Origin of the sequence: Streptococcus pseudopneumoniae (genome assembly GCF_001072925.1) — a bacterium.
Lineage (GTDB): Bacteria > Bacillota > Bacilli > Lactobacillales > Streptococcaceae > Streptococcus > Streptococcus pseudopneumoniae_Q.
The window spans coordinates 17,561-43,282 of sequence record NZ_JVHE01000058.1 but is presented as its reverse complement, the minus strand read 5'-3'; the positions used below and the strand labels follow the sequence as shown (position 1 = coordinate 43,282).

Annotated in this window: 27 protein-coding genes; 6 read left to right on the top strand and 21 right to left on the bottom strand. The window is 40.0% G+C overall.

What is annotated here, in order from left to right:
- Nucleotides 1-22: 22 nt before the first annotated feature.
- The 3 genes from ADH81_RS11570 to malQ form a co-directional block, all read right to left on the bottom strand.
- Nucleotides 23-229 carry a hypothetical protein gene (locus tag ADH81_RS11570; RefSeq protein ID WP_033586337.1) on the bottom strand — a complete coding sequence of 69 codons (207 nt, stop codon included), beginning with the start codon at nt 227-229 and terminating at the stop codon, nt 23-25.
- A gap of 278 nt (nt 230-507) precedes the next feature.
- Nucleotides 508-2,766, bottom strand: a complete 2,259-nt coding sequence (gene glgP, locus ADH81_RS03095) for a glycogen/starch/alpha-glucan family phosphorylase (protein WP_049526433.1) — start codon at nt 2,764-2,766, stop codon at nt 508-510.
- Nucleotides 2,767-2,788: 22 nt separating this feature from the next.
- Nucleotides 2,789-4,306: a 4-alpha-glucanotransferase gene (gene malQ, locus ADH81_RS03090; protein ID WP_049526432.1), complete on the bottom strand. Its 1,518-nt coding sequence runs from the start codon at nt 4,304-4,306 to the stop codon at nt 2,789-2,791.
- Nucleotides 4,307-4,723: 417 nt separating this feature from the next.
- Between malQ and ADH81_RS03085 the strand changes: the two genes are divergently transcribed.
- From ADH81_RS03085 to ADH81_RS03065, 5 genes are all read left to right on the top strand, one after another.
- Nucleotides 4,724-5,992, top strand: coding sequence for an extracellular solute-binding protein (locus ADH81_RS03085; RefSeq protein WP_049526431.1), 1,269 nt, complete (start codon nt 4,724-4,726; stop codon nt 5,990-5,992).
- Nucleotides 5,993-6,115: 123 nt separating this feature from the next.
- A complete protein-coding gene (locus tag ADH81_RS03080; RefSeq protein WP_342625583.1) occupies nt 6,116-7,405 on the top strand; it encodes a sugar ABC transporter permease in 1,290 nt (429 codons plus the stop codon).
- Between the two features lies 1 nt (nt 7,406).
- The gene (locus ADH81_RS03075; RefSeq protein WP_006149616.1) at nt 7,407-8,249 is read left to right on the top strand and encodes a sugar ABC transporter permease; all 843 of its coding nucleotides are present in this window, start codon (nt 7,407-7,409) and stop codon (nt 8,247-8,249) included.
- A gap of 204 nt (nt 8,250-8,453) precedes the next feature.
- Entirely contained in the window at nt 8,454-9,254 is an 801-nt protein-coding gene (locus ADH81_RS03070) for a DUF1189 domain-containing protein (RefSeq protein WP_049526427.1), read from the top strand.
- A 9-nt stretch (nt 9,255-9,263) separates the two neighbouring features.
- A complete protein-coding gene (locus tag ADH81_RS03065; RefSeq protein ID WP_049526424.1) occupies nt 9,264-10,250 on the top strand; it encodes a LacI family DNA-binding transcriptional regulator in 987 nt (328 codons plus the stop codon).
- Between the two features lie 63 nt (nt 10,251-10,313).
- Here ADH81_RS03065 and ADH81_RS03060 read toward each other — a convergent pair whose 3' ends face one another.
- The 14 genes from ADH81_RS03060 to ADH81_RS02995 all read right to left on the bottom strand — a co-directional run bounded on the left by ADH81_RS03060 (nt 10,314) and on the right by ADH81_RS02995 (nt 20,608).
- The gene (locus tag ADH81_RS03060; protein ID WP_000814911.1) at nt 10,314-11,255 is read right to left on the bottom strand and encodes a YitT family protein; all 942 of its coding nucleotides are present in this window, start codon (nt 11,253-11,255) and stop codon (nt 10,314-10,316) included.
- Nucleotides 11,233-12,996, bottom strand: coding sequence for an aspartate--tRNA ligase (gene aspS, locus ADH81_RS03055; protein ID WP_049526422.1), 1,764 nt, complete (start codon nt 12,994-12,996; stop codon nt 11,233-11,235). Before aspS ends, ADH81_RS03060 begins: the two co-directional genes overlap by 23 nt.
- Nucleotides 12,997-13,144: 148 nt before the next feature.
- Complete coding sequence (locus ADH81_RS03050; protein ID WP_000832173.1) at nt 13,145-13,360, bottom strand: hypothetical protein; 216 nt, start codon at nt 13,358-13,360, stop codon at nt 13,145-13,147.
- 18 nt (nt 13,361-13,378) lie between these two features.
- Nucleotides 13,379-14,020, bottom strand: a complete 642-nt coding sequence (locus ADH81_RS03045; RefSeq protein WP_049526420.1) for a CPBP family intramembrane glutamic endopeptidase — start codon at nt 14,018-14,020, stop codon at nt 13,379-13,381.
- Between the two features lie 9 nt (nt 14,021-14,029).
- Nucleotides 14,030-14,704 (bottom strand): DUF3169 family protein, encoded by a 675-nt coding sequence (locus ADH81_RS03040; protein WP_049526418.1) that lies wholly within the window; start codon nt 14,702-14,704, stop codon nt 14,030-14,032.
- A 94-nt stretch (nt 14,705-14,798) separates the two neighbouring features.
- Entirely contained in the window at nt 14,799-15,527 is a 729-nt protein-coding gene (locus tag ADH81_RS03035) for a DUF3169 family protein (RefSeq protein WP_414716802.1), read from the bottom strand.
- Nucleotides 15,528-15,534: 7 nt separating this feature from the next.
- Complete coding sequence (locus ADH81_RS03030; protein WP_049526414.1) at nt 15,535-15,885, bottom strand: PspC domain-containing protein; 351 nt, start codon at nt 15,883-15,885, stop codon at nt 15,535-15,537.
- On the bottom strand, nt 15,882-16,085 hold the full coding sequence (locus ADH81_RS03025; RefSeq protein ID WP_049526412.1) for a hypothetical protein: 204 nt from the start codon (nt 16,083-16,085) through the stop codon (nt 15,882-15,884). The genes ADH81_RS03030 and ADH81_RS03025 overlap by 4 nt, the downstream gene beginning before the upstream one ends.
- A complete protein-coding gene (locus ADH81_RS11415) occupies nt 16,085-16,285 on the bottom strand; it encodes a hypothetical protein (protein ID WP_049526411.1) in 201 nt (66 codons plus the stop codon). The genes ADH81_RS03025 and ADH81_RS11415 overlap by 1 nt, the downstream gene beginning before the upstream one ends.
- Nucleotides 16,285-16,491 (bottom strand): helix-turn-helix transcriptional regulator, encoded by a 207-nt coding sequence (locus ADH81_RS03015; RefSeq protein ID WP_049508780.1) that lies wholly within the window; start codon nt 16,489-16,491, stop codon nt 16,285-16,287. The genes ADH81_RS11415 and ADH81_RS03015 overlap by 1 nt, the downstream gene beginning before the upstream one ends.
- A 9-nt stretch (nt 16,492-16,500) precedes the next feature.
- Nucleotides 16,501-16,959 (bottom strand): hypothetical protein, encoded by a 459-nt coding sequence (locus ADH81_RS03010; protein WP_065427769.1) that lies wholly within the window; start codon nt 16,957-16,959, stop codon nt 16,501-16,503.
- On the bottom strand, nt 16,959-18,239 hold the full coding sequence (gene hisS, locus ADH81_RS03005; protein WP_049526407.1) for a histidine--tRNA ligase: 1,281 nt from the start codon (nt 18,237-18,239) through the stop codon (nt 16,959-16,961). The genes ADH81_RS03010 and hisS overlap by 1 nt, the downstream gene beginning before the upstream one ends.
- An 80-nt stretch (nt 18,240-18,319) precedes the next feature.
- On the bottom strand, nt 18,320-19,567 hold the full coding sequence (locus ADH81_RS03000) for a transporter (protein WP_049526405.1): 1,248 nt from the start codon (nt 19,565-19,567) through the stop codon (nt 18,320-18,322).
- 189 nt (nt 19,568-19,756) lie between these two features.
- The gene (locus ADH81_RS02995; RefSeq protein WP_049526404.1) at nt 19,757-20,608 is read right to left on the bottom strand and encodes an Rgg/GadR/MutR family transcriptional regulator; all 852 of its coding nucleotides are present in this window, start codon (nt 20,606-20,608) and stop codon (nt 19,757-19,759) included.
- A gap of 131 nt (nt 20,609-20,739) precedes the next feature.
- On the opposite strand from ADH81_RS02995, the gene ADH81_RS02990 reads away from it, so the two are divergent.
- A complete protein-coding gene (locus ADH81_RS02990; protein WP_049526402.1) occupies nt 20,740-21,309 on the top strand; it encodes an MptD family putative ECF transporter S component in 570 nt (189 codons plus the stop codon).
- A gap of 217 nt (nt 21,310-21,526) precedes the next feature.
- On the opposite strand, the gene ADH81_RS02985 is transcribed toward ADH81_RS02990, so the two are convergent.
- From ADH81_RS02985 to ADH81_RS02970, 4 genes are all read right to left on the bottom strand, one after another.
- Nucleotides 21,527-22,219 (bottom strand): methionine ABC transporter permease, encoded by a 693-nt coding sequence (locus ADH81_RS02985; protein ID WP_004250431.1) that lies wholly within the window; start codon nt 22,217-22,219, stop codon nt 21,527-21,529.
- A 1-nt stretch (nt 22,220) separates the two neighbouring features.
- The gene (locus ADH81_RS02980; RefSeq protein ID WP_045762541.1) at nt 22,221-23,282 is read right to left on the bottom strand and encodes a methionine ABC transporter ATP-binding protein; all 1,062 of its coding nucleotides are present in this window, start codon (nt 23,280-23,282) and stop codon (nt 22,221-22,223) included.
- The gene (locus tag ADH81_RS02975; RefSeq protein ID WP_049526400.1) at nt 23,275-24,648 is read right to left on the bottom strand and encodes a M20 family metallopeptidase; all 1,374 of its coding nucleotides are present in this window, start codon (nt 24,646-24,648) and stop codon (nt 23,275-23,277) included. The genes ADH81_RS02980 and ADH81_RS02975 overlap by 8 nt, the downstream gene beginning before the upstream one ends.
- Nucleotides 24,649-24,770: 122 nt before the next feature.
- Nucleotides 24,771-25,625, bottom strand: a complete 855-nt coding sequence (locus ADH81_RS02970) for a MetQ/NlpA family ABC transporter substrate-binding protein (protein WP_000694516.1) — start codon at nt 25,623-25,625, stop codon at nt 24,771-24,773.
- Nucleotides 25,626-25,722: the final 97 nt, after the last annotated feature.

Below are 25,722 nucleotides of genomic sequence, written 5' to 3'. Positions count from 1 at the left end.
TAAAAAATTTTGACCTCTCCATTTATTTTCGATTTGAAATGACAAATTTATCAATAAATAGCAAGTGATATAAGGCAAGTGATGCCCCATAACAACATCCATGAAAAGAGATTTCTTGATGAGTCAGTGGAAACGAAGAACTATTACCCATATAAAGGCATGACCAAATTACAAGAAGAATCCAAAATAAATCAGTCCATTTATATTTTGAAAAATATTTTTTCCACATAAGAACACCCTCTTTCTTTACTATAATACTATTATAATACTGTTTGTAAACGAATACAAGAAATTTGAGGTAACAGCTAAGAAGAACCTTAGGCTTAAAGGTAGTACAACCAACCTTCTTAGTGTTCTCTAGGTCTGATTTTTAAGTCTAGAAATTATTGACAAATTATTTTTTCTTTTGAGACTAGTCAACCTCAAGTCCATAACATTCAAAAAAGCGAATTTCAATTGAAACTCGCTTTTTTGCTAGATAGTGTAATAACTATTAAATTGTATATCTTAGTTCAAGTGCCAGATATCTTCGTTATACTGAGCGATTGTACGGTCAGATGAGAAGAATCCTGCTTTAGAAATGTTAACGATGACTTTATCCAACCATGCGTCACGGTCTTCGTAGTCAGCAAGCATTTGCTCTTTCACTTTGATGTAGTCTTCCAAGTCAAGAAGAGTCATGAACCAGTCTTTGTTGATTAATTCGTTATAAAGACGTTCCAAGCGTTCAATCTTACCAACTGCAAGAACAGCGTCGCTCACGATAAAGTCAACCAATGGTTTGATCGCTTTACGAGCGTAGAATTCGCTTGATTTGTAAGCTGATTTTGCGTAAAGGTCGATAACAGTTTCTGAATCTTCACCAAAGATGTAGATGTTTTCATCGCCAACCAACTCAGCGATTTCCACGTTAGCTCCGTCCATAGTACCAAGAGTCAAAGCTCCGTTCAACATGAATTTCATGTTACCAGTACCTGAAGCCTCCTTAGAAGCAAGTGAGATTTGTTCAGAGATATCACACGCTGGAATCAAGAAGCTTGCTGCAGTAACGTTGTAGTTTTCAACCATAACCACTTGTAAGTGTGGTGCAACTGCTGGGTCATTAGCGATTACTTCTGACAAGCAAAGGATCAAGTGGATGATGTCTTGAGCAATTGTGTAGGCAGGAGCTGCTTTACCACCAAAGAATACTGTGATTGGACGAGCAGGGATGTTACCAGCCTTGATGTCAAGATATTTGTGGATCACATACAAAGCGTTCATTTGTTGACGTTTGTACTCGTGAAGACGTTTGATTTGGATATCAAAAATAGAGTTTGTATTGATTTCCACACCTTGGTGTTCTTTCAAGTGACGAGCCAATTTACGTTTGTTGTGAGCTTTGATGCTTTCCAATTTTTCTTTGACAGCAGCCTTGTCTTCGTATGAAAGAAGGTCTTCCAATTTAGAAGCTTCATGGTGCCATTCGCGTCCAAGAATCTCATCCAAGTAGTGAGACAAGCTTGGGTTAGCATGCATGAGCCAACGACGGAATGTGATACCGTTTGTTTTGTTGTTGAATTTTTCTGGGTAGATGTCGTAGAAAGCTTTCAACTCTGAGTTCTTCAAGATTTCAGTGTGAAGAGCTGCAACCCCGTTTACGCTGTATCCATAGTGGATATCCATGTGAGCCATGTGAACACGTCCGTTCTCATCGATGATTTGAACAGCTGGGTCTTTATATTCTGCTTTAACACGGCGATCCAATTCTTTGATGATTGGTACCAAGTGAGGAACCACTTCTTCCAAGAATTCAAGAGGCCATTTTTCAAGGGCTTCAGCAAGGATTGTGTGGTTTGTGTAAGCAGTCATGCTACGAACGATAGAGATTGCTTCATCAAGTTCGATACCACGTTCAGTCAAAAGACGGATCAATTCAGGGATAACCATTGATGGGTGAGTATCGTTGATTTGTACAACTGCGTAGTCAGCAAGGTCATGCAAGTTGCTTCCTTTTTCGATTGCTTCATCGATGATCAATTGCGCACCGTTTGAAACCATGAAGTATTGTTGGAAGATACGGAGCAATTCACCTTGTTTATCGCTATCGTCTGGGTAAAGGAAAAGAGTCAAGTTGTGAGCGATGTCTGTCTTGTCAAAGTTGATACCATCTTGGATGATTGAAGAATCAACTGAATCCAAGTCAAACAAACGCAAACGGTTTTTAGTAGCTGTTTTGTATCCAGGTACATCGATATCGTAAAGAGTAGATGTCAATGTAAAGTGTGCAAATGGTACTTGGTAGCTACGGCTTGAACGAACCAACCAGTTTTGGTCAGTCAACCAAGCGTTAGGAATAGTTTCTTGTTGGTTGTTTTTAAGAACTTGTTGGAAAAGACCGAAGTGGTAGTTCAAACCAACACCATCACCATTCAAACCAAGTGTAGCGATTGAGTCGATAAAGCAAGCTGCCAAACGTCCCAAACCACCGTTACCAAGTGATGGTTCCAATTCTACTTCTTCAATTTCGATCAACTCTTTACCTGCGTCAGCAAGTTCTTTCTTAACTTCGTCATAAAGACCAAGGTTAATCAAGTTGTTTGACAAGAGTTTACCAATCAAGAACTCAGCTGAGATATAGTAAACTTTTTTCTTACCAGTGTTCACTGGTTTTTGGCTGCTAGCAAGTTTGCTGTAGTTAAGAAGAGCAAGGTAAAGCTCTTCGTTACTACATTCTGCGATAGATTTATTGTAACGGTTTTGTACAAATTCTTTTAATGGTAACATTTTTGTGTCTCCTGATAATGTCTTATTTCTTTAATTCTACCAAATTTTCATTGATACGGCGATAAATTGTAGTCAAGTCAAGCAAAGTTTCTTCGACAGCAGGAGTCAATTGTTCCTCTGTCATACGCCATGACCAGTTTCCACCAAGAGTAGATGGGAAGTTCATACGAGCTGAACCATCCAACTCTAGTAAATCTTGCATAGTAGCAATCGTCATGAAACTTACTGATGCGAAAGCTGTACGAAGCATAGCATGCACAACTGTTTCGTACTCTTTACGGTTTGTGTAACGAGCCATGTACTCACGAGTTGGATCATCAATCTCATCACGGTACCAACCAAGAACAGTGTTGTTATCGTGTGTTCCAGTGTACATAACTGAGTTTGCTGGTGCCAAGTGTGGGCTGTCGATACTTTCGTGTTCTGGATTGAAAGCAAATTGAAGGACTTTCATTCCTGGGAATCCAGTGCGCTCACGAAGCTCGATGACTTCATCAGTCATAAATCCAAGGTCTTCTGCGATGATGTTCAAGTCACCAAGTTCTTCTTTAACGGCTGCAAAGAGTTTGTAGTCAGGTCCTTTCACCCATTTACCAGGTGCCGCTGTTTCAGAACCCGCAGGGATTTCCCAGTAAGACTCAAATCCACGGAAGTGGTCGATACGCACGATATCGTAGATTTTGAAGCTTTCACGCAAGCGTTCAATCCACCATTTGTAGCCATCTTTATCCATTGCTTCCCAGTCATAGATTGGGTTCCCCCAAAGCTGACCAGTCGCAGAAAACTCATCTGGTGGGCATCCTGCGATGCAAGTTGCTTTCCCGTTTTCATCTGTTTTAAAGAGGTGTGGATTTGCCCACATATCGCTTGAATCTTCAGCAACATAGATTGGCATATCCCCCACAATTTCGATGTGGTTTTCGTTAGCGTATGCTTTCAATTTCAACCATTGTTGGAAGAAGAGATATTGGGTTACACGGTGGTAAACAAGTTTGTCTGCCAATTGTTCACGGTAGCTTTCAAGAGCAGAAGCTTTACGCGCACGAATATCTGCATCTGGCCACTCTGTCCAAGCGAGATTATCAAAATGCTCTTTGATAGCCATATACTCTGCAAAAAGTTCAAGCCATGATTGGTTCTCTTGAGCAAATTTTTCAAAATCTTGGATATCTCCAACTTCAAGGAAACGTTTAACTGCTTTTTCTAGAAGCGGACGACGTGCGTAATAAATCTTAGCGTAATCAACTTCAGTTGGGTTGCTACCGAAGTCTACTCCCTCAAGATCACTTGCTTCTAACAAGCCTTGCTCTACCAAAATATCAAGATCAATAAAATGAGTGTTCCCAGCAAAGGCTGAGAAAGATTGATAAGGAGAGTCTCCGTAGCTTGTTGTTCCTAAAGGAAGGATTTGCCAGTAACGTTGTTTGGTACGAACCAAGAAGTCAACGAAATCATAGGCGCTTTGACCAAATGATCCGATTCCGTAAGCTCCTGGAAGTGATGAGATGTGCATCAACACACCACTTTGACGTTTTTTCATAATAGCACCTCAAGTGTTTTTTAATTAATTGTTTCAAATTTGTGCGCAAACGTTTGCGCTAAGTAAAGTATAACCCATTTCAAAAAGAAATGCAAGCGTTTTTAAAAAAACTTTTATGATTTATTTTTTATTGATAAACTTTTAAGTTACTATATTCTTATTTTTAAAATCCTTTCATTAAGCATCCCAATCATGCAATCGTTTCCCTTCAATTATTTTTGAATCGAAATTTGCATGATTTCCTATTTATCTTCTATTATACAAACAATTTTAGGAATTAGCCAGCAACAAGCTTTTTAAAATTTTTTCAAAAAAACGCTTGCAACCGTTTTCTGTTTGTGCTATACTAAGGTCATAAGGGAAAACGTTTGCGTTCCCTCGAAATTAAAATTTGTTATTCTTTAGGAGGAATACACTATGTCAACTAAATTCATGAAGAGCGCTGCTGTACTTGGTACTGCTACTCTTGCTAGCTTGCTTTTGGTAGCTTGTGGAAGCAAAACTTCTGACAAAGCCGCTGACTCTTCTGCATCAGGAAGCCAAGAAATCACTTTCTATGTTGAAGACCAATATAAAGCTTTCGCAGAATCTGCTGCAAAAGCTTACGAAAAAGAAGCTGGTGTAAAAGTTACTATTAAAACTGGTGACCAATTAGGCGGACTTGACAACCTTTCACTTGATAACCAATCAGGTAAAGCTGCTGACGTTATGATGGCTCCATACGACCGTGTAGGTAGCCTTGGTACTGACGGACAACTTTCAGAAGTTACTTTGAGCGACGGTGCTAAAACAGACGATACTACTAAATCTCTTGTAACTGTTGGTGGTAAAGTTTACGGTGCTCCAGCTGTTATCGAGTCACTTGTTATGTACTACAACAAAGACTTAGTGAAAGAAGCTCCTAAGACATTTGCTGACCTAGAAGAACTTGCTAAAGATAGCAAATATGCCTTCGCTGGTGAAGACGGAAAAACAACTGCTTTCCTAGCTGACTGGACTAACTTCTACTACGCATACGGACTGCTTGCTGGTAACGGCGCTTACGTATTTGGTGACAACGGTAAAAATCCTAAAGATATCGGTCTTGCAAACGACGGTGCTATCGCAGGTATCAACTACGCTAAAACTTGGTATGACAAATGGCCTAAAGGTATGCAAGACACTGAAGGTGCTGGAAACTTGATCCAAACTCAATTCCAAGAAGGTAAAACAGCTGCTATCATCGATGGACCTTGGAAAGCTCAAGCATTCAAAGATGCTAAAGTAAACTACGGTGTTGCAACTATCCCAACTCTTCCAAACGGTAAAAACTACGCAGCCTTTGGTGGTGGTAAAGCTTGGATCATCCCATCAAGCACTAAGAACCTTGAAGGAGCTCAAAAATTCGTAGACTTCCTTGTATCAACTGAACAACAAAAAGCATTCTACGATGCAACTAACGAAATCCCTGCAAACACTGAAGCTCGTACTTACGCTGAAGGTAAAAACGATGAGTTGACTACTGCTGTTATCAAACAGTTCAAGAACGCTCAACCAATGCCAAACATCTCTCAAATGTCAACAGTTTGGGACCCAGCTAAAACAATGCTCTTTGACGCTGTAAGCGGTAAGAAAGATGCTAAAACAGCTGCTAATGATGCTGTAACATTGATCAAAGAAACAATCCAACAAAAATTTGGTAACTAATTGATTGCTTCAAGGGAGATAATTTAAACATCTCCCTTGATTTTTAGATACACTGACAATGTTTTCAGTAACTTTGCTGATTAGCATCGAGCTCAATGCTCGTATCTTATGAAAGGAGCACTCATGGAACAACAACCAAAAAAAGTAGCCTTGCTTTCATTGATTCCTGGGTTGGGGCAAATCTATAACAAACAAAAAGCTAAAGGTTTTATCTTCCTTGCAGTAACAGTAGTTTTCGTCCTCTATTTTATAGCACTTGCAGCACCTGAATTGAGCAACTTGATCACACTCGGTGAAAAACCTGGCCGTGACAACTCTCTATTTATGTTGATTCGTGGTGCATTTCACTCTATTTTTGTAATTGTTTATCTAGCATTTTATATTCTCAATATTAAAGATGCTCATACCATTGCAAAACGTATCAATAATGGCATCCCTGTCCCATTGACACTTAAGGATATGATTAAAGGTATCTATGAAAATGGATTCCCATACTTGCTCATTATCCCATCTTACGTTGCCATGACATTTGCCATCATCTTCCCAGTTATTGTAACCTTGATGATTGCCTTTACTAACTACGATTTCCAACACTTACCACCAAACAAATTATTGGATTGGGTTGGATTGACTAACTTCACAAATATCTGGAGCTTGAGTACCTTCCGTTCAGCCTTCGGTTCTGTTCTTTCTTGGACTATTATCTGGGCTTTATCTGCATCGACTTTGCAAATCGTACTCGGTATCTTTACAGCTATTATTGCTAACCAACCATTCATCAAGGGGAAACGTATCTTTGGTGTTATCTTCCTTCTACCTTGGGCGGTTCCAGCCTTCATCACTATCTTGACATTCTCAAACATGTTCAACGATAGTGTCGGTGCTATCAATACCCAAGTTATCCCTCTTTTTGCTAAGGTTCTTCCATTCCTAGATGGGGCACTCATTCCTTGGAAAACAGACCCTACTTGGACTAAGGTTGCCTTGATTATGATGCAAGGTTGGCTTGGATTCCCTTATATCTATGTCCTAACTCTCGGTATCCTACAGTCTATTCCAAATGACTTGTATGAAGCAGCTTATATCGACGGTGCAAACGCTTGGCAAAAATTCCGTAGCATCACTTTCCCAATGATTTTGGCTGTTGCGGCGCCTACTTTGATTAGCCAATACACCTTCAACTTCAACAACTTCTCTATCATGTACCTCTTTAATGGTGGTGGTCCTGGTAGTGTCGGTGGTGGAGCTGGTTCAACCGATATCTTGATCTCATGGATTTACCGTTTGACAACAGGTACAGCTCCTCAATACTCTATGGCAGCTGCCGTTACCTTGATTATTTCAATCATTGTCATCTCTATTTCTATGATTGCCTTCAAGAAACTACACGCATTTGATATGGAGGACGTCTAAGATGAATAACTCAATCAAACTAAAACGTAGACTGACTCAAACCCTCACCTACCTCTACTTGATCGGACTTTCAATCGTCATTATCTATCCTCTTTTAATCACGATTATGTCTGCCTTCAAGGCTGGTAACGTTGTGGCCTTTAAACTCGACAGCAATGTCAACTTTAGTCTTGATAACTTTAAAGGGCTCTTTACAGAAACCTTATACGGTACATGGTACCTTAATACTTTGATTATCGCCTTGATCACTATGGTTGTTCAGACAAGTATTATCGTCCTTGCTGGTTATGCCTACAGTCGTTACAACTTCTTGGCTCGTAAACAAAGTTTGGTCTTCTTCTTGATTATCCAAATGGTGCCAACAATGGCCGCTTTGACTGCCTTCTTCGTTATGGCTCTCATGTTGAATGCCCTTAACCATAGCTGGTTCCTCATCTTCCTCTACGTCGGTGGTGGTATCCCTATGAATGCTTGGTTGATGAAAGGTTACTTTGACACCGTGCCAATGTCTCTTGATGAGTCTGCAAAACTAGATGGTGCAGGACACTTCCGCCGCTTCTGGCAAATCGTTCTCCCTCTTGTTCGCCCAATGGTTGCGGTTCAAGCACTCTGGGCCTTCATGGGACCTTTCGGAGACTATATCCTCTCTAGTTTCTTGCTTCGTGAAAAAGAATACTTTACAGTTGCCGTTGGTCTACAAACCTTCGTCAGCAATGCGAAGAACTTGAAGATTGCCTACTTCTCAGCAGGTGCTATCCTCATCGCCCTTCCAATCTGTACACTTTTCTTCTTCTTGCAAAAGAACTTCGTTTCAGGACTTACAAGCGGTGGCGACAAGGGGTAATATACCCTCGCCACCCTTTTTCTTTTTTGAACTTGTGCTGATATACTCTGATGAAAAACAAGAACTTATTGAAAATCCCCTCATGGTTAGTTGATAATTTTTATTAAAAGTCTACTTTTAACAAGGATTTGTCTCCCCTGCTTGAAATAAAAACCATTTCTCTATATAATACTCGTATAGAAAAATGCCTATAGAAAGAGATTTATGTTACCATATCCATTTTCTTATTTTAATAGTATTTGGGGATTTCGTAAGCCCCTATCTCAACGTTTTGGTCTCAACTGGTTTCAACTGATTTTTACCAGTATTTTCCTGATTAGTTTGTCTATGGTCCCTATTGCCATCCAGAACAGCTCCCAGGACACCTATCCTTTAGAAACCTTCATCGATGATGTCTATACTCCTTTGACGGATAGTGTGGTTCAGGATTTAGCTGCCAATGCAAAGATTGTAGATGGTAAGTTGAGCTATACAGGTTCATCTCCTCATCAAGCTTCTGTTCAAATCGGAGACGCTTCTAGTTCAAACTTTCCTGAGGAACTACTTCTTAACTTTGAACCTGAGCAACTCGTCATCAGTAAGCAAGGAAAAGAATTGACTAGCATTCGCTATCATGCGATCACGACCGATAGTTTCCAAAGCAAGGAAAGCTTAACACAAGACATTTCTAAAGACTGGTATCAACAGAACCGTGTCTATGTTAGCCTCTTTCTTGTGTTAGGTTCTAGCTTCCTCTTTGGACTTAATTTTTTCATCGTTGCTCTAGGTTCTAGCCTCTTGCTCTACTTTACGAAAAAATCACGTCTCTTTTCATTTAAAAGCTATAAAGAGTGCTATCATTTCATCTTGAACTGTTTAGGATTACCAACCTTACTTGCCATGATTCTCGGTCTCCTAGGCCAAAATATGGCAACTTTAATTACTGTTCAAAACATTTTATTTGTTCTATACCTGGTCACTATCTTTTACAAAACGCATTTCCGTGATCCAGACTACCATAAGTAGGAGATTATTATGCCTGTTACGATTAAAGACGTGGCCAAGGCTGCAGGGGTCTCACCCTCAACCGTAACCCGTGTTATTCAAAACAAATCAACCATTAGCGATGAAACCAAAAAACGAGTTCGAAAGGCAATGAAAGAACTCAACTATCATCCTAATCTTAATGCCCGAAGCCTGGTTAGTAGTTATACGCAGGTTATCGGCCTGGTTCTTCCAGATGATTCAGACGTTTTCTATCAAAATCCTTTCTTTCCTTCTGTCCTTAGAGGAATTGCACAAGTTGCTTCAGAAAATCACTATGCTATCCAGATTGCAACTGGAAAAGACGAAAAAGAGCGCTTAAATGCAATTTCACAGATGGTCTATGGAAAGCGTGTAGACGGTCTTATCTTCTTGTATGCCCAAGAAAATGACCCCTTAGTTAAACTCGTTACTGAAGAACAATTTCCCTTCCTCATCCTTGGGAAATCACTATCACCTTTTATTCCACTTGTTGACAACGATAATATTCAAGCTGGTTTTGATGCAGCCGAATACTTCATCAAAAAAGGATGTAGCCGCATTGCTTTCATCGGTGGTACCAAGAAACTCTACGTTACGCAGGATCGTCTAAGAGGTTACGAGCAAGCCCTTCAAGAACACAATCTACCTCTTGATAGTCATCGTACTTTCTTTGCAGATGAATTTCTTGAAGAAAAGGGCTATAAATTTAGCAAACAACTTTTTGAATACGATCCAAAAACCGATGCTGTTATCACAACAGATAGCCTCTTAGCTGAAGGTGTTTGTAACTACCTCAACGAACATCAGCTTAATGTCCCTGTTCTCAGCTTTGACTCTGTTAATCCAAGATTAAACCTAGCGGCCTATGTCAATATTAATAGTCTTACTCTTGGTCGCACTTCGTTTGAGACGATTCTTCAAATCATCAACGATGTCAAAGAAAATCGTCAAATCTGCTATCGTCAAGTGATTGCACATGAAATCATTGAAAAATAAGAAAAACCAACTCTAACATCTTTTGCTTAGAGTTGGTTTTTTGTAATCTATTTTTATAATTGATTAGTTTTCGACTTCAACAAATCGGCCTAGGATATGAACGTTTTCTGAAACAGAAACAAAGGCTGTTGGATCGACTTGCTTCATGATCAATTTAAAATCATTGAACTCTGCACGAGTGATAACCGTAATCAAAACAGCCTTACGTTCGTGGTTATAGGTTCCTTCGGCATCATGAATCATTGTCGCTCCACGATGCAATTTATTATGGATCTTCTCAATGACGGCATCTGGATTGCTAGTGACAATCATAGCCTGCATGCGTTTTTGCTTGGTGAAAACTGCATCTGTCACACGACTTGATACAAAGATGGTAATCATGGAATAAAGGGCATATTTCCAACCAAAGGTCACTCCTGCAATCAACATGATTGTGCCATTGACCAAGAAAGAGATACTTCCGACGTTACGACCAGTCTTCTTACGAATGGTTAGGCTGACAATATCTGTTCCACCACTGGAGATGTTATGACGTAAAGCAAATCCGATCCCCAGTCCCATGACAACACCCCCAAAAAGGGCATTAATGATTGGATCCTCTGTTAAGACCACCACAGGCACAAACTGGATAAAGAGCGAGCTCATGGATACCGTGATAAAGGTAAAAATCGTGAACTTATGCCCAATTTGATACCAAGCCAAAATCATGAGAGGAATATTGATGGCATAAAAGGCTACCGATATCGGGAAATGAAAACCAAACCAGTGGTTACTAAGGGCAGATATAATCTGGGCCAAACCTGTCGCACCACTTGAATAAACGTGCCCTGGTTGGAAAAAGAAATTGACGGCTACTGCTGATAGAAAACCATATACCAGAGAAGCTGAGATTTTTTCATCGTATTTTTCTCGAGAAATACTTTGTAAAACACGCAAAATCTTTACTCGATAAGCAAAGCGACGAAGATAATGGTACCACTTTTTAGTTAGTTTCGTTTGTTTCATCTTGTTCTACTTGTAGATTAAGTTCCTCTAGTTGTTCAAGAGCTACTGTTGATGGTGCTTGCGTCATTGGGTCGCTAGCCTTGTTATTCTTAGGAAAGGCAATGACTTCACGGATATTTTCCTCTCCAGCAAGCAACATGACAAAACGGTCAAGACCGATAGCCAAACCACCGTGTGGTGGGAAGCCATAGTCCATAGCTTCCAAAAGGAATCCAAACTGGTCATTTGCTTCTTCTGCTGAGAATCCAAGGGCCTTGAACATACGTTCTTGAAGCTCTTTTTGATTGATACGAAGACTACCACCACCAAGTTCATAACCATTCAAGACGATATCGTAAGCAATAGCACGAACCTTAGCCAAATCACCTTCAAGCTCATGAGCAGTTTCTGCTTGAGGAAGGGTAAATGGATGGTGGGCACTCATATAACGACCTTCTTCTTCAGACCATTCAAACATTGGCCAGTCAACAACCCAAAGGAAGTTAAATTTATCCTGATCAATCAAGCCCAGTTCTTTAGCAATACGTCCACGAAGGGCACCAAGAGTTGCATTAGCTACTTCAAGCGTATCTGCTACAAAGAGAACCAAGTCCTTATCTTCAAGACTAAGTGCTGCTGTCAAGTCTGCTTGAATACCCGTCAAGAATTTAGCAACTGGACCGTTTAATTCACTGTCAACAACCTTGACCCAAGCCAGACCTTTAGCCCCATACTGCTTGGCTACTTCTGTCATCTTATCGATGTCTTTACGTGAGTAGTTATCTGCTGCGCCTTTGACGACGATGGCTTTAACGGCAGGAGCTTCTGAGAAGACTTTGAAATCAACACCCTTGACAAGATCTGTCAAGTCTTGAAGCAACATTTCAAAACGAGTATCAGGTTTATCAGAACCATAAAGAGCCATGGCATCATCATACTTCATACGAGGAAATGGCAGTGTCACTTCGATGCCTTTTGTTTCCTTCATCACGCGCGCAATCAAGCCTTCTGTGATGTCTTGGATTTCTTGCTCAGTCAAGAATGAAGTTTCCAAGTCGACCTGAGTAAATTCAGGTTGGCGGTCACCACGCAAGTCTTCGTCACGGAAACATTTGACGATTTGGTAATAACGGTCAAACCCTGCATTCATCAACAACTGTTTTGTAATCTGCGGGCTTTGAGGAAGAGCATAGAAATGCCCTTTATTAACACGAGATGGCACCAAATAGTCACGCGCCCCTTCTGGTGTTGACTTAGAAAGGAATGGTGTTTCCACATCGATAAATTCCAACTCATCCAAGTAGTTACGGATAGAATGTGTTACCTTGGCACGAAGTTTAAGGTTTTCCAACATTTCTGGACGACGAAGGTCAAGGTAACGGTAACGTAGACGTGTATCATCGTTTGCTTCAATGCCATCCTTGATTTCAAATGGTGTTGTTTTGGCTGTATTAAGTACAGTAAGAGCTGTTACATTCAGTTCAACCGCTCCAGTCGCCAACTTATCATTGGCTTGTTCACGTGCAACAACTTGACCAGTCACCTCGATGACAAATTCACTACGAAGGCTTTCAGCTGTTGCCATCACCTCTGCAGATACTTTTTCTGGGTTGATAACCAACTGCATGATTCCTTCACGATCACGAAGGTCGATAAAGATTAACCCACCAAGGTCACGACGACGGGCAACCCAGCCTTTCAAGGTAATTTCTTGTCCGATGTGCTCCTCACGAACACGACCAGCATACATACTACGTTTCATGTTTTCTCTCCTCTTTTATTCTGTTACTATTTTACCATAAAAGCGCAGGCTCTTCATGAAAATCATCAGAAAAGTTGAGAAGAATCCTGCTATAAATGAAAAAATCCAGCAAAGTCATTCGCTGGATCTTATTTTACTTGGTATTTCTTTATTTTTTACGCTTTTCAGCAATCTCTGCAGCCTTTTTAGGGAGAACAATCTCCGTTGCATAGGCTGTCGCAAATCGCATAATACCTGCAATTGGTGCAAAGATAACTGCTAGATTGTTATAAAAGAAATCCCCTTTAAAAGCATAGGCAAGCGCTCCAATGATAAAGAAGAGAACAACTGCCTGAATCACTGCTAATAATATCACTCGTTTCATGACTTCCTCCTGAGTCTATTATAGCATGAGAATCATTAAAAATCCGATTAAATTATTTAAAGCATGTAAAGCAATGCTGTAAGCCAGTCCACCCTTGCTGATATAAGCCAACCCCAAGCTCAAACCGAGGGAACCATACACTAGGAATTGTTGTGGAGTTCCAGGGAAATGAACGAGGGCAAATATGATGCTTGTTACTAGTAGAAAGAGAGCTGTCTGCTTGATGTTATCCTGTTGAGGGAAGACATAACGAGCTAGCATACCTCTAAAGGTTAACTCTTCTGTCAGGGGCGCAAAGACAACTATCATGAAGAAAGCGAAGAGAGGTTGATTATGAGTCAATTGTTCTGCCGTCTGTTGATTGACTGATGGATCATTTGGCAAAAAGAATTGAGCAACAATGACAAGGGCCCATACCAAGGCAGGCAACCAGATGTATTTGTTAAGGCCTGTTTTTTCAATCGTAACGGTTCCTGTCTTATACCACTTGTAGGTAACGAAGGTGAAAATTCCTGCTAATAAGACATAAATTGGGACAGCAACATATTCAGGCGCACCCATTTTCATGGCTTCTAAGCCTACGCCCTGAATAAAACTATAGACCATAATAAATGATAAGAAAGTAAGACTATACCAACCGATATTTTGAAGTGTTTTCATAAGATTCTCCTATTTGAAATAACGTTTTGTTTTTCGTAAATGTGCAACATTGATATAGATATGGATGACAACTAAAAGAACTAAGGCAACCACTTGTATTTCTCGTAAAACAACTGATAATACTATCAATAAAAAATAGAGTGATGGCAGTAAAATTTGATCCAGCCTAAACAGAGTTAAAAAGGCACTCTCCATCTCTGCCTGCTTTTCTCCCTCATCATAACTGTTAAGATAATCTAAAATATCTTTTGGAGTGTAATAAGCAGACAGTTTATAGTGTCGAACGATAAAAATAGTTCGCAACAAGTAATTGGCAACAATAATGTATAAGCATAATAGAATAAGAGCTGGAAGAATTAGCAAGGTATTCTTAAATATCGGAGAAATCAGTATAATCCCACTGGTCATCATTGCTATCATCAAAACATTGGAAGAAACCGAACCATAATCCAAGTAACGATAGGCTCTTACATAAGTCTGATCACTATCTTCTTCCTCTGTCCCCCTTTGATAAAGAGTATAAACTTCTCGACTCTTACCAAGATAATACATGGCTAAGATGAAGGAAAGTCCTCCAATAACGAGAGCAAGTCCATAAATAGTAGGTAAGACTTGTGACATTTGAATCTGTTCAACTATACCTCTAAGAGTGTAAGCAAAGACTCCTACAAAAGCACTTAACATACACACTCCCACTCTCCACCATCTACGATTATTATTCATTTTCTGGCCCCTATCTAAACCAACTAATAACTTTTAGTAGTTTCAGTGATTGTTCCTATTTGAAATAACGTTTCACCATAGGTATTTGCATTACATTGATATAAATATGGACTACCGCTACGGCTAAAAGAGCTAATAACTGAATTTCTCTTGTAAGCACAGAAACGATAGTAATAAAAATATACAAACCTTGTAAAATATATTGGTTTAATTGAAATAAAATCCGAAAACTCTGTTCCAAATTAGCTTGTCGCTCTCCTTCATCGTAAGAATTGACATAATCTAACACATCCTTTGGCATGGAGAAAAATGCCAAATCAAACTGACGAACAATAGAAATTGTCTTCAAAAGATGTTTTTGAACAACAAATAGCAACATCAACCCTAGAAAAGAGAGTGCTAAAGTTAGATAACTATTACCAAGTATAAGCACTTCAGTCGCCGATATAAAAAATGCTAACAAAGTCGTAACTGAAACTATGTTAGAAGCAATTGTTCCAAACTCAAGATTTCGATACATTTGCACATAATAGGTTTCATTCAGATTATCATCCATTTCCTCTTGATACAAGGAGTGAAATTCCCTACTTTTCTTTAGGAAATTGAAAGCCAAAAGGATACTAATCAATGCCAATAATAAACTAGAGACAGAAAACCAAGGAATCAAATCTGTTAGATTGAAACTGACTCCCATTGCCAAAGCACGTCCCATAAACATACCTGTAATAAATACTGATATAAACAATAATAAGAAATATAGCACTCGTTTCTTTTTCATATTCATCCTCCCTCTAAACTAAGCCAGCCAACCACTGACCAAAGGCTTTACCTGATTCAAAAATAGCTGTCAAACCTTCTGCTCCAAGCGACACCAAAAGCAAACAAACAACAAATAAGAGAATAGCTTGATTTCTTGCTTTTTTCGCTCTATCTCCCAAAGGCTCATTCCCAAGCCAACCTGCTAGATAAGCATAGAGAGCCACTGTTATAATCCCAATCTCTGTTGACGAAAGAAACAACAAAATTGCTACTAAACGAATGACGTTAGTCTTGATATTAAAATAATTTCCTAAACCTGCACAGACCCCTGCAAGTACTTTGTCTCCAGTATCTACTTGAAAACCTGCTAAAAATTCTTTCATAATTCTTCTCCTCTTACAACTTCTAAACCTTTTGATTTCTTTTCAATCCATTCAACTACCGGGATGAGGCCAAAGTAAATCCAAAAGAATTGCTCACTTTGATACAGATTAAACCAGCCTAAGTCTGTCCCAATAATTAGAAACACGCTCACCAATAAAGCTACAAGTGCTACATAATAGAGCAGTTTATATCTCAACATCATTTCTCTCCTTTTACGATCTCTTTAAACTTTATCTTTCTCTCTACCCATCTAAAGACCAATAGTAGAACTAAATTTATACAGAAGAGATATTTACTTTCAACGATAGTAAACCAACCAAATAGGATTCCAATCATGGCCAAAAGATTAACGATAAACACAACTATACATAGATAATAAATCCCTTTATACTTGTTCATCACTCATCCTCCTCCAAGCGAAAGACTGACTCGACAGGCTCATGGAATATCTGAGCAATCTTCAGGGCAATGACGATGGATGGCGTGTACTCATCTCGCTCCAGTAGACTAATGGTCTGCCTAGACACGCCAGCTAGTTTGGCCAGCTCTGTTTGATTCAGACCATCGCGAGCCCGAAGCTCTTTTAGACGATTTTTTAGTTGCATGTCACACACCTACTTTCCGTCAAATTCAACGGTTTGGATATCCTCAATGCGTTGTAGTTTGAATTTTTCTTTTTTATTTACACGGCGTAGCTTGACCCACTCCTCATCAACATCTACAACTTCCCAATTGTCTGTCCCAAAAACTTGTCCAAAGATTGTTGGTTTTTTCCCAATCAATTCTTTTAATAATCTTGACATTTCTTTATTTCCTTTCTGTTTTTGCTCAATTCTTTTGATTTTATTCTCTAGTTTCTTGACCCTTTGGGTATGATAGAGATAAAACATAAACACAAGAGGTACAAATCCTAATGCCCACATAATTGTTCCTTTCTCCTTTTCTCTTAACTTGATTATATTGTAACACATCTTTTTCTTTTTGACAAGTATATTTGTCAAAAAGTTTATGATTTTTGTCATTTTGCAAAAGAAAACGGTCAGGAGTAAGATCCTGACCAGTTTATCTGTTATTAAAATCCTAATTTTGCAAAGATTTCTGAGAAGTTTTGGCTGATTGTTTCAAGTGAAACTTGAACTTCTTCTCGAGTTTGGTTGTTCTTGACTGTCACTTGTCCGCTTTCGACTTCGCTCTCTCCAAGAGTGATAAGAGTCTTAGCAGCAAAAACATCGGCTGACTTGAATTGCGCTTTGAGTTTACGGTTGAGGTAATCACGCTCTGCTTTGAAACCTTGTAGGCGAAGAGCTTGTACCAACTCCAAGGCTTTAAGATTTGCTCCTTCACCGAGAACGGCGATATAGACATCTAGGGCGTTTTCGATAGGGAGAGACACACCTTGCTTTTCAAGGATGAGAAGCAGACGCTCTACACCAAGTCCAAAACCAAATCCAGCAGTCTCAGGACCACCAAAATAGGCAACCAAGCCATCGTAGCGACCACCTGCACAGACTGTCAAGGCATTGCCCTCAATCTCAGTGATGAATTCAAAAATCGTGTGGTTGTAGTAGTCCAAACCACGAACCATATTGGTATCGATGATGTAATCTACTCCAAGATTTTCCAGCATCTGACGGACAGCAGCAAAGTGGGCTTGGCTTTCTTCATCAAGGTAATCCAAGATAGACGGCGCATTCTCTACTGCCACCTTGTCTTCTTTTTCCTTAGAGTCCAAAACACGGAGAGGATTTTCCTCCAAGCGACGTTGGCTATCCTTAGACAAGGTCTCCTTAAGTGGTGTCAAATAGTCAATCAAGGCTTGACGGTAGGCCGCACGACTTTCGGGATTTCCAAGAGTGTTGAGGTGGAGTTTGACACCTTGAACACCGATTGCTTTCAAAAAGTGGGCTGCCATAGCGATCGTTTCCACATCTGTGGCTGGATTACTTGATCCAAAGCACTCCACACCAATCTGGTGGAACTGGCGCAAGCGACCTGCTTGTGGGCGCTCATAGCGGAACATTGGCCCCATGTAGTAGAACTTGCTTGGTTTTTGAACTTCTGGTGCGAAGAGTTTATTTTCCACATAAGAACGAACAACTGGTGCTGTTCCCTCTGGACGGAGAGTGATATGGCGGTCACCCTTGTCGTAAAAGTCATACATTTCCTTGGTTACGATATCAGTTGTGTCTCCAACCGAACGACTGATGACTTCGTAGTGCTCAAAAATAGGCGTGCGTACTTCTGCATAGTTGTAGCGTTTGAAGATTTCACGCGCAAATCCTTCAACGTACTGCCATTTGGCAGACTCAGCAGGTAAAATATCCTGCGTTCCTTTTGGCTTTTGTAATTTCATAGGGAATCCTCTTTATAACTTAATAGTCCTATTTTACCATAAATGAAGGGATTGGGACAGTCTGAAAAGAAGACGAACACCTAAATTTCATTTTTGAGATTGAGACTTGTCAGAAGAATAGCTATCAGAGAAAGACCTACGAAAAGTATCCAAGTCAACTGTATATCCCATACCGCCACCAGTGAAAAACAGGCCGTCCCCACTGGTATGGATAGAGTAAACAACAAACCTAAAAAATTACTAGTGCGAGAGAGAACCTCTGGAGCAAGATTTTTCAGCAGCATGGAACTAATTTTAGGGGAAATTTTACCAGAGATATACATGGTAAAAAAGACGAAAAGCATCCCGAGCAAGACTTGGTTTAACAAATTAGATAGACCAACTAGACTGGCTCCTAATGTGACCCACATCATCAATTTAGGCAAAGATTGCTTCCCAAAATAATCATTTCCCGTAAGACTACTGATGATAACTGCTAATAAGGTAATCAATTGTAAGATAAACAATGCATCCTTATAGGAAAAATTCAGTAAGGAATGATTTAAAAGGAAGATGTTATAGATACCACCTAAGGCACCACCCAAAGCATTGATAAGCAAGATAGCAAAGAGCATAAAACCAAAGTTTTTCTGTCCACTTTTAAGAAAAACGAGACGTAAGTTTCGATAAATCGTTAAAAATTGATCTTTGATAGAAAGTTTCTCATTTTTCAGTGATTTACTATCAACAAGTGGAGTTGATAAGCTTAATTCAGCCCTTCCTAAAAAGAGAATGAGAGCTGATACTAGGAAAAATATGGCATTGATTCCCGCTACGAGCGAAAAGTTCTGTGTTGACACCCCTAATAGCCAAACTCCAAAAGCTTGGCCGCCAATAGCAGAAATATAGGTAATAAACTGGGAAAATGAGTAAGCCTCCATCAAATCTTGCTCTGCTACCTTTTCTTTAACGAGAGGCATTCGCAAGCCACCCACAAAATCACTAGCTACATCACTAATGACATTGATGAGACAAAGGGTCGAAAAGGCAAAGAAACTAGCTTGCTGAACAACTAGGGCTGCTAGAAAAAATAAAACCGCCTGAAATAAACCGACATAGGTCATCCATTTGACCTTGTCCTTGGTATAATCTGCCCGAATTCCCACAAAAACTGTAAAAAGAGTTGGAAGCATCATCACAACATTCGCCATTGCAACGGCAACAGAAGCCTCTGGCAAAGTCGAGGCATAGACCACAAACACTAAATTAAAAATGGAAGCTCCAAAAGCATTGAAAAATCGTGATAAACTCAAAACTCTGTAAGCTTGATTTCTTAGTAATAGTTTCATATAAATTCCTCTCTTTCTCACATACTACTTTTATGGTAGCTCTAGTATAGCATCAAGAATCTTACAAGAAGACGTTTTTGAATATATGCAACAGACTAAACTGATAACGAAAACGATAGAATTTGTCTAATGCTAATAAGTATCTTCACAGTCCTATCGTTTCAAGTTATTTTATCTAGTTGCAGATATTCAACACTTCATGGCGCTTCTATAATAGTCAGCAGATCTGCTACAACCAATCATCTCAAAAATACGAACAGCGTCCTCCATTTTTCTCTGTCCTTCCTCCGCTCTTCCTTGCTTACTATCAAGCAAACCTTCTGCCCATAGGTAGACTATTCGAAAATAGGTTTCATTTTCTTCAAAGAAGTTCTTTTCAATTTGTTTTTTGAAATAGAGGGCATTGGTAAAATCATCAACTTCAATACAGGCCATAAAACCATTGAGGAGCAAGGTGTGCATCATATTTCGATTTTTCCCAACTCCTTGCAAGAAATCTGACTTCCGCAACATTTCTCGAGTGTACTTTGTAAAAAGCTGGACCGATAAAAGAGGAGAGCAGGAAGAAAAGAACAACAATTCATAGTGTCCCCAAATTTCGACAGAAAATAGATAATCATGTAGGACTCTTTCTTCCTCAGCGGTCAATGTAACCGTCTCATCAATGGCTTTCATATAAGATTTTATTAAAATCGCATTGAGAATGTGTTGCTGTCTATCTTTTGAAAAAGGAAGTTGTTGATACTCTCTCTGGTAGAGAGTGCGCAAGGATGTCAAATCTTGAGGGTCAATAGCCTCAACTATTCTGTTTCTAAATTCAGAATAGGCATCCTGATGAAAACCTCTCGCCAAAAATAACAATTCTTCCATACTCGCATGAATATTCTCCAAAGCTGTGATTAACTTTGGAGCAGATATTTCACTCTGACCATTTTCAAAACGCGACAATAAGGATGCTGAAAAGCGTCCACCTGTTGCTTTTCTCAAGGAAATTTTTCTTGATTCTCGTAACTCTTTAAAAACTTTTCCTAAATTCTTCATCCTCTTACCACTCGTCTTTTATTTTTTCCTATTTTACCACATTTCCTAATAAATACTAGTTCCAAACCAGCATTTACAATCTGAGCCAAGCATGGTACAATGAAAAACATCAGATATACGAAGGAGAATTTATGAAAAAGAATATCTTGACGACCCTTGTAGCTGCCCTTGTCTACTTTCTCTGCATCGGAATAGGGGTTCTACTAGGAAACCTTGTCGACCACACTGGAAATATGTTTTACGCCCCTGCCTTTTCTGCTCTTGTGGGCGGTAGCGTCTATATGATCCTTTTAGAAAAAGTGCCTCGTTTTGGAGCGATTACTACGATTGGGCTCGTTATCTCTCTATTTTTCCTCGGAAGCAAGCATGGTGCTGGTGCCTTTCTTCCAGGAATCATATGCGGTCTTGCAGCAGATGGCATTGCTCATCTTGGCCACTACAAAGATAAGGTCAAGAACCTTCTTTCCTTCCTAGTTTTTGCTTTTGGTACTACTGGTCCCATCCTACTCATGTGGTTGACACCTCAAGCTTACATAGCAACCCTAGTTGCTCGTGGAAAATCTCAGGACTATATTGATCGCATCATGGTCGCTCCTAATCCTGGTACTATCCTTCTCTTTGTAGCAAGTGTCCTCATTGGTGCTTTACTTGGCTCCCTTATTGGACAAGCGCTTAGTAAGAAATTCGCAGATAAAATGTGATAGAAAAAAGCCAGCCATCTCTCAGAACGCAGACAAACTCTATCTGTAATTAAAAAATTGCCCCTATAAAGGTTGGGCTACCGTATAATGAAAACTCTTAGAAATGCTGATACATGCTATTTTTAAGAGTTTTTTTATTTTCTCTAGTAAAAGAAAAAGATTGAAGAAAATTGTCCAAAATTGACTTTTTCTTCAATCTGAGAGCCACACGGCTCTTTTATTTATGGCTTAATTTCTTGGTCAAGAAGTCTCCCAAGAACTGAATTGTAAAGATAATCAGGATAATGATGAGTGTCGCAAGGACCGTTACATCATGATTGAAACGGTTAAATCCATAGGCGATAGCTACGTTACCGATACCACCTGCTCCGACCGCTCCCGCCATAGCTGTTTCACCGACAAGGGAAATCAAGGTTACAGTTGTCACACGGATCAAGTCTGGTAGACCTTCTGAAAGGTAAACACCTACAATGTCCCAGAAAGTAGCTCCACTGGCTTGAGCTGCCTCGATGACACCACCATCTAGCTCTGCCAATACCACCTGTACTTGACGGGCAAAAAAGGCAAAGACTGCAAAAGATAGGGGTACAATAGCCGCATTTGGTCCGATACTTGTCCCTACGATTAGATGAGAGAAGGGTGACAAGACAGCCAAGAGAATGATAAATGGCACCGCACGGAAGATAGAGGTAATCTTGTCCAAAATCCAGAAAACAACTTTATTTTCCAAGACACCACCTGGAGCTGTCAAGACAAGGAAAAGCCCTGCAACCAGCCCTAGGAAACCTCCGATGATGAAGGAAAGAACCGTCATATAAAGGGTCAAGTAGATTGCTGTTCCCCAGCCAGCTTGACCAGACCAACCCATCTTATAGACGTTTGGTAAGTATGCTTTAATCAATTCTGCCATCTTACTGTCCTCCCTTCAATACTTTTAGTTGCACACCAGCCTGACGGATGGCGTCTTGAGCGCTTGCCAAGGCTTCTTTTTCCCCTGACAAGACAACCACAAGTTCACCCACAGGAGTACCATCCAAAATTTCAATGTTTCCATAGAGAATATTGGCTGTTACTTGGTAATGTTTGTACAATTCATTCAAAAGCGGCTCATCTGTAGAAGCGCCTGCATACTTGAGTTGTACCAAAATGCTGTTTTCAGATAAGTGCTCTACGATTTCTTGTTTCTCAATCTTAACCATTGCTTCATCAATACCTGTCGCAGTCGAGATAAAGTCCTGAGTCAAGGGTTGCTTAGGATCAGAGAAGATTTCAAGAACGCTACCTTCTTCAATCAAGCGACCATCCTGCATCACTGCCACACGGTTAGCAATGTCTTTGACAATCTGCATCTCGTGTGTAATCAAGACAATGGTCAAACCTAGTTTACGGTTCAATTCTTGCAAGAGTGACAAGATTTGTTTCGTTGTCTTTGGATCAAGAGCTGAAGTTGACTCGTCTGAAATCAAGATTTTTGGGTCATTGGCCAAGGCACGCGCAATAGCCACACGTTGTTTTTGACCACCAGATAATTGTGAAGGATAGTTTTCGGCACGATCTGCAAGACCAACTAAGTCCAACAACTTAGCTACTTTAGCCTTCTTTTCTTCCTTGCTGAGTCCAGAGTGTTTGAGAGCAAAGGCTACATTTTCCTCTGCTGTTTTCTGGCTCATCAGGTTAAAGTGTTGAAAAATCATCCCGATATCTTGACGTTTATGTCGTAATTGCTCAGCAGTTAAGGTAACCTTGCCATCAAAAATCACATCATTATCAATAGTAATCTTACCTGCAGATGGTTTTTGCAAGAGGTTAATCACACGAACTAGGGTTGATTTCCCTGCTCCAGAATATCCAACGATTCCGTAGATATCCCCTTCTTGGATGTGAATAGTCACATCCTTGACCGCTGTGATGGTTCTTTTCTTTTGGTGAAAAGTCACATCGATCTGATCTAACTTGATAATATCTCTACTCATAGCTTCTAATCAGCTCCTCTACTAATTCAATATGGGTGTAATAATCGGCGATTCGTACATTCTCGTCTCCACCATGGTCTCGGCTATTAGCATTTCCTAGACCAAAGGCAACCATAGGTACTTCTAAGGCATCAAAGACCGTATGCATAGGTCCTGTCCCAGCTGTAGTCGGCAAGACAGATACGCCCTGTGGATAGAATTTCTTGGCTAACTCAATAACATTGAGAATAGATGATGCACTCATATCACTTCGATAACTCATCTCACCCAAGGTATAGTATAATTCTACCTTATCAAAGCCGTTTTTGTCTAGTTGTTTCCGGATTTTATCCAAAACATCATGTGGGTCCAAGCCGGGAACCAAACGAACTTCTAGCTTGGCACTAGCCTCTGCTGGTAGAATCGTTTTAACACCTTGCCCTTGATAACCTGACTGGATACCCTCGATATTGAGGGCTGGCTCAAAGAAGAAACGTTTGAGAAAGGCTGTACGTTCCTCTTGTAAAAGTGGCAATTCCAAGCCATAAATCTGGCTAATTTCCTCTGGATTGCGTTGGGCATAGGTTTCAACTAAGGCTAACTCTCGTTCATTAGGCTCTTGAACCTCATCGTACAAGCCCTCAACTAAAATACGTCCATCTGCAGCTCGCAAACTGGTCAAGGCTTGAATCAGATACCAAGGCGCTGACTCTACAATACCGCCATAGCTAGAGTGGATATCCACATCGGCACTCTTGACCTTGGCATCAAAAGTCACAATTCCCTTGTTTCCACCAGAGATTTCTAGCTGTTCCAAGGCATTTTTGGTTCCTTGTTCCCAGACCAATAAATCTGCACCACGAAGCTTGTTCGCATGTTTTTCTAGATATTTGTCCAAGTCCATAGAGGCAGACTCTTCAGCTCCTTCCATGATGAAACTGATATTGACCGGTAGATCATCATGATGCTGCATGTATTTTCTAAGAGCACTCAAGCGGGCAGTGATATGTCCCTTGTCATCATCAACCCCACGTCCATACATGATGCCATCACGGACAGAAAGCGTAAATGGATCCTCTGTCCAGACTTGGTCGCCATCCGCAGGTACTGTGTCATAGTGGTTGTAGAAAATGATAGTCTTGGCATTTGGGCGTGAACTTTTAAAATGCGCCATGACAAAGGGTGCCGTATAACTCTCATCAATCTCGACCTCTGCACCTACACGCTTGAAGATCTCGCCTAGATAACGAGCCACTTCTTTAAGGCCAACTTGTTGGGCAAAGACTGATTTTTTAGAAATCAAGGTCCGCAAAACTTCAAAGTAATGTTGCGCTACATGATCTTTTTCAAACTTTTCAATTTGTTCTTCTTGGCTAGGGAAAACCATTTTATCTCTACCTTTCTACTAGGACTTGTACCTTTGGAATCAATACAAGTGGATGTTCCTTTTCTTTAGTCTCTATATAAAAGCAAGAGGTGGAAAAAATCTCTCCCACCTCCCTATGTTTATTACCAAACTGGTTGATCCAAGCCGTCTGAAGTTTCTTCGATGACTTTTTTCACTTCATCAGTATGGTAAGCTGCGATAATTTTCTTGATTGCATCAGCTTTAGGTGATGATTCCCAATCTTTTTTCGCAACGATGATGTTGTACCATTGTTTTGAGTTTTCGTCAGCTTGCTCTTTAAAGAGTGCTTTCTTGTAGTCCAATTTTGCTTCTGTAACAAAAGTGTTGTTTACAACTGCTGCATCAACTGAAGTCAATGAACGAGCTGTTTGGCTAGCGTCCAACTCAGTGATTTTCAAGTTCTTTGGATTTTCTTTGATGTTTGCGATTGTAGCAAGTTCAGTTCCTGAAACATCCAATTTAATCAAACCAGCTGATTGAAGAAGGTAAAGGGCACGGCTTTCATTAGTAGCATCGTTTGGAATAGCAATTTCACCGTTGTTTGGGATTTCTTCCACTTTAGTGTACTTGTTTTCTTCCCCGTTTTTACCTGAGTAAAGGCGGATTGGTGAGATATAAGTATCTGCAATCGCTACAAGGTCTTTACCGTTTTCTTTGTTCCAGTTGTTCAAGAAGTTGTAGTGTTGGAAAGCGTTCAAGTCTACTTCACCATCAGCAGTTGCTTTATTTGGTTGTGAGTAGTCTGTAAACTCTGTGAATTCCAATTTAATTCCGTCTTTTTCAACCAATTCTTGGACTTTGTCCCAGCGTGCTTCTTCTGAACCACTACGGTTAACAGTTGCGATTTTAACTGTAGTTGTGTTGTCTGCTTTCTTGTCTGAATTTCCGCAAGCTGCAAGTGCAAGGCCTGCTACTGTAGCGATAGCTGCTACGCCTAACCATTTTTTAATTTTCATGATTCGTTCTCCTTTAAAAATAATACTGTAATAGTATCTCACACTTTATTTGATTTCGCAAATTGTTATTAGATAGGCAGACATATAGTTTGAAACT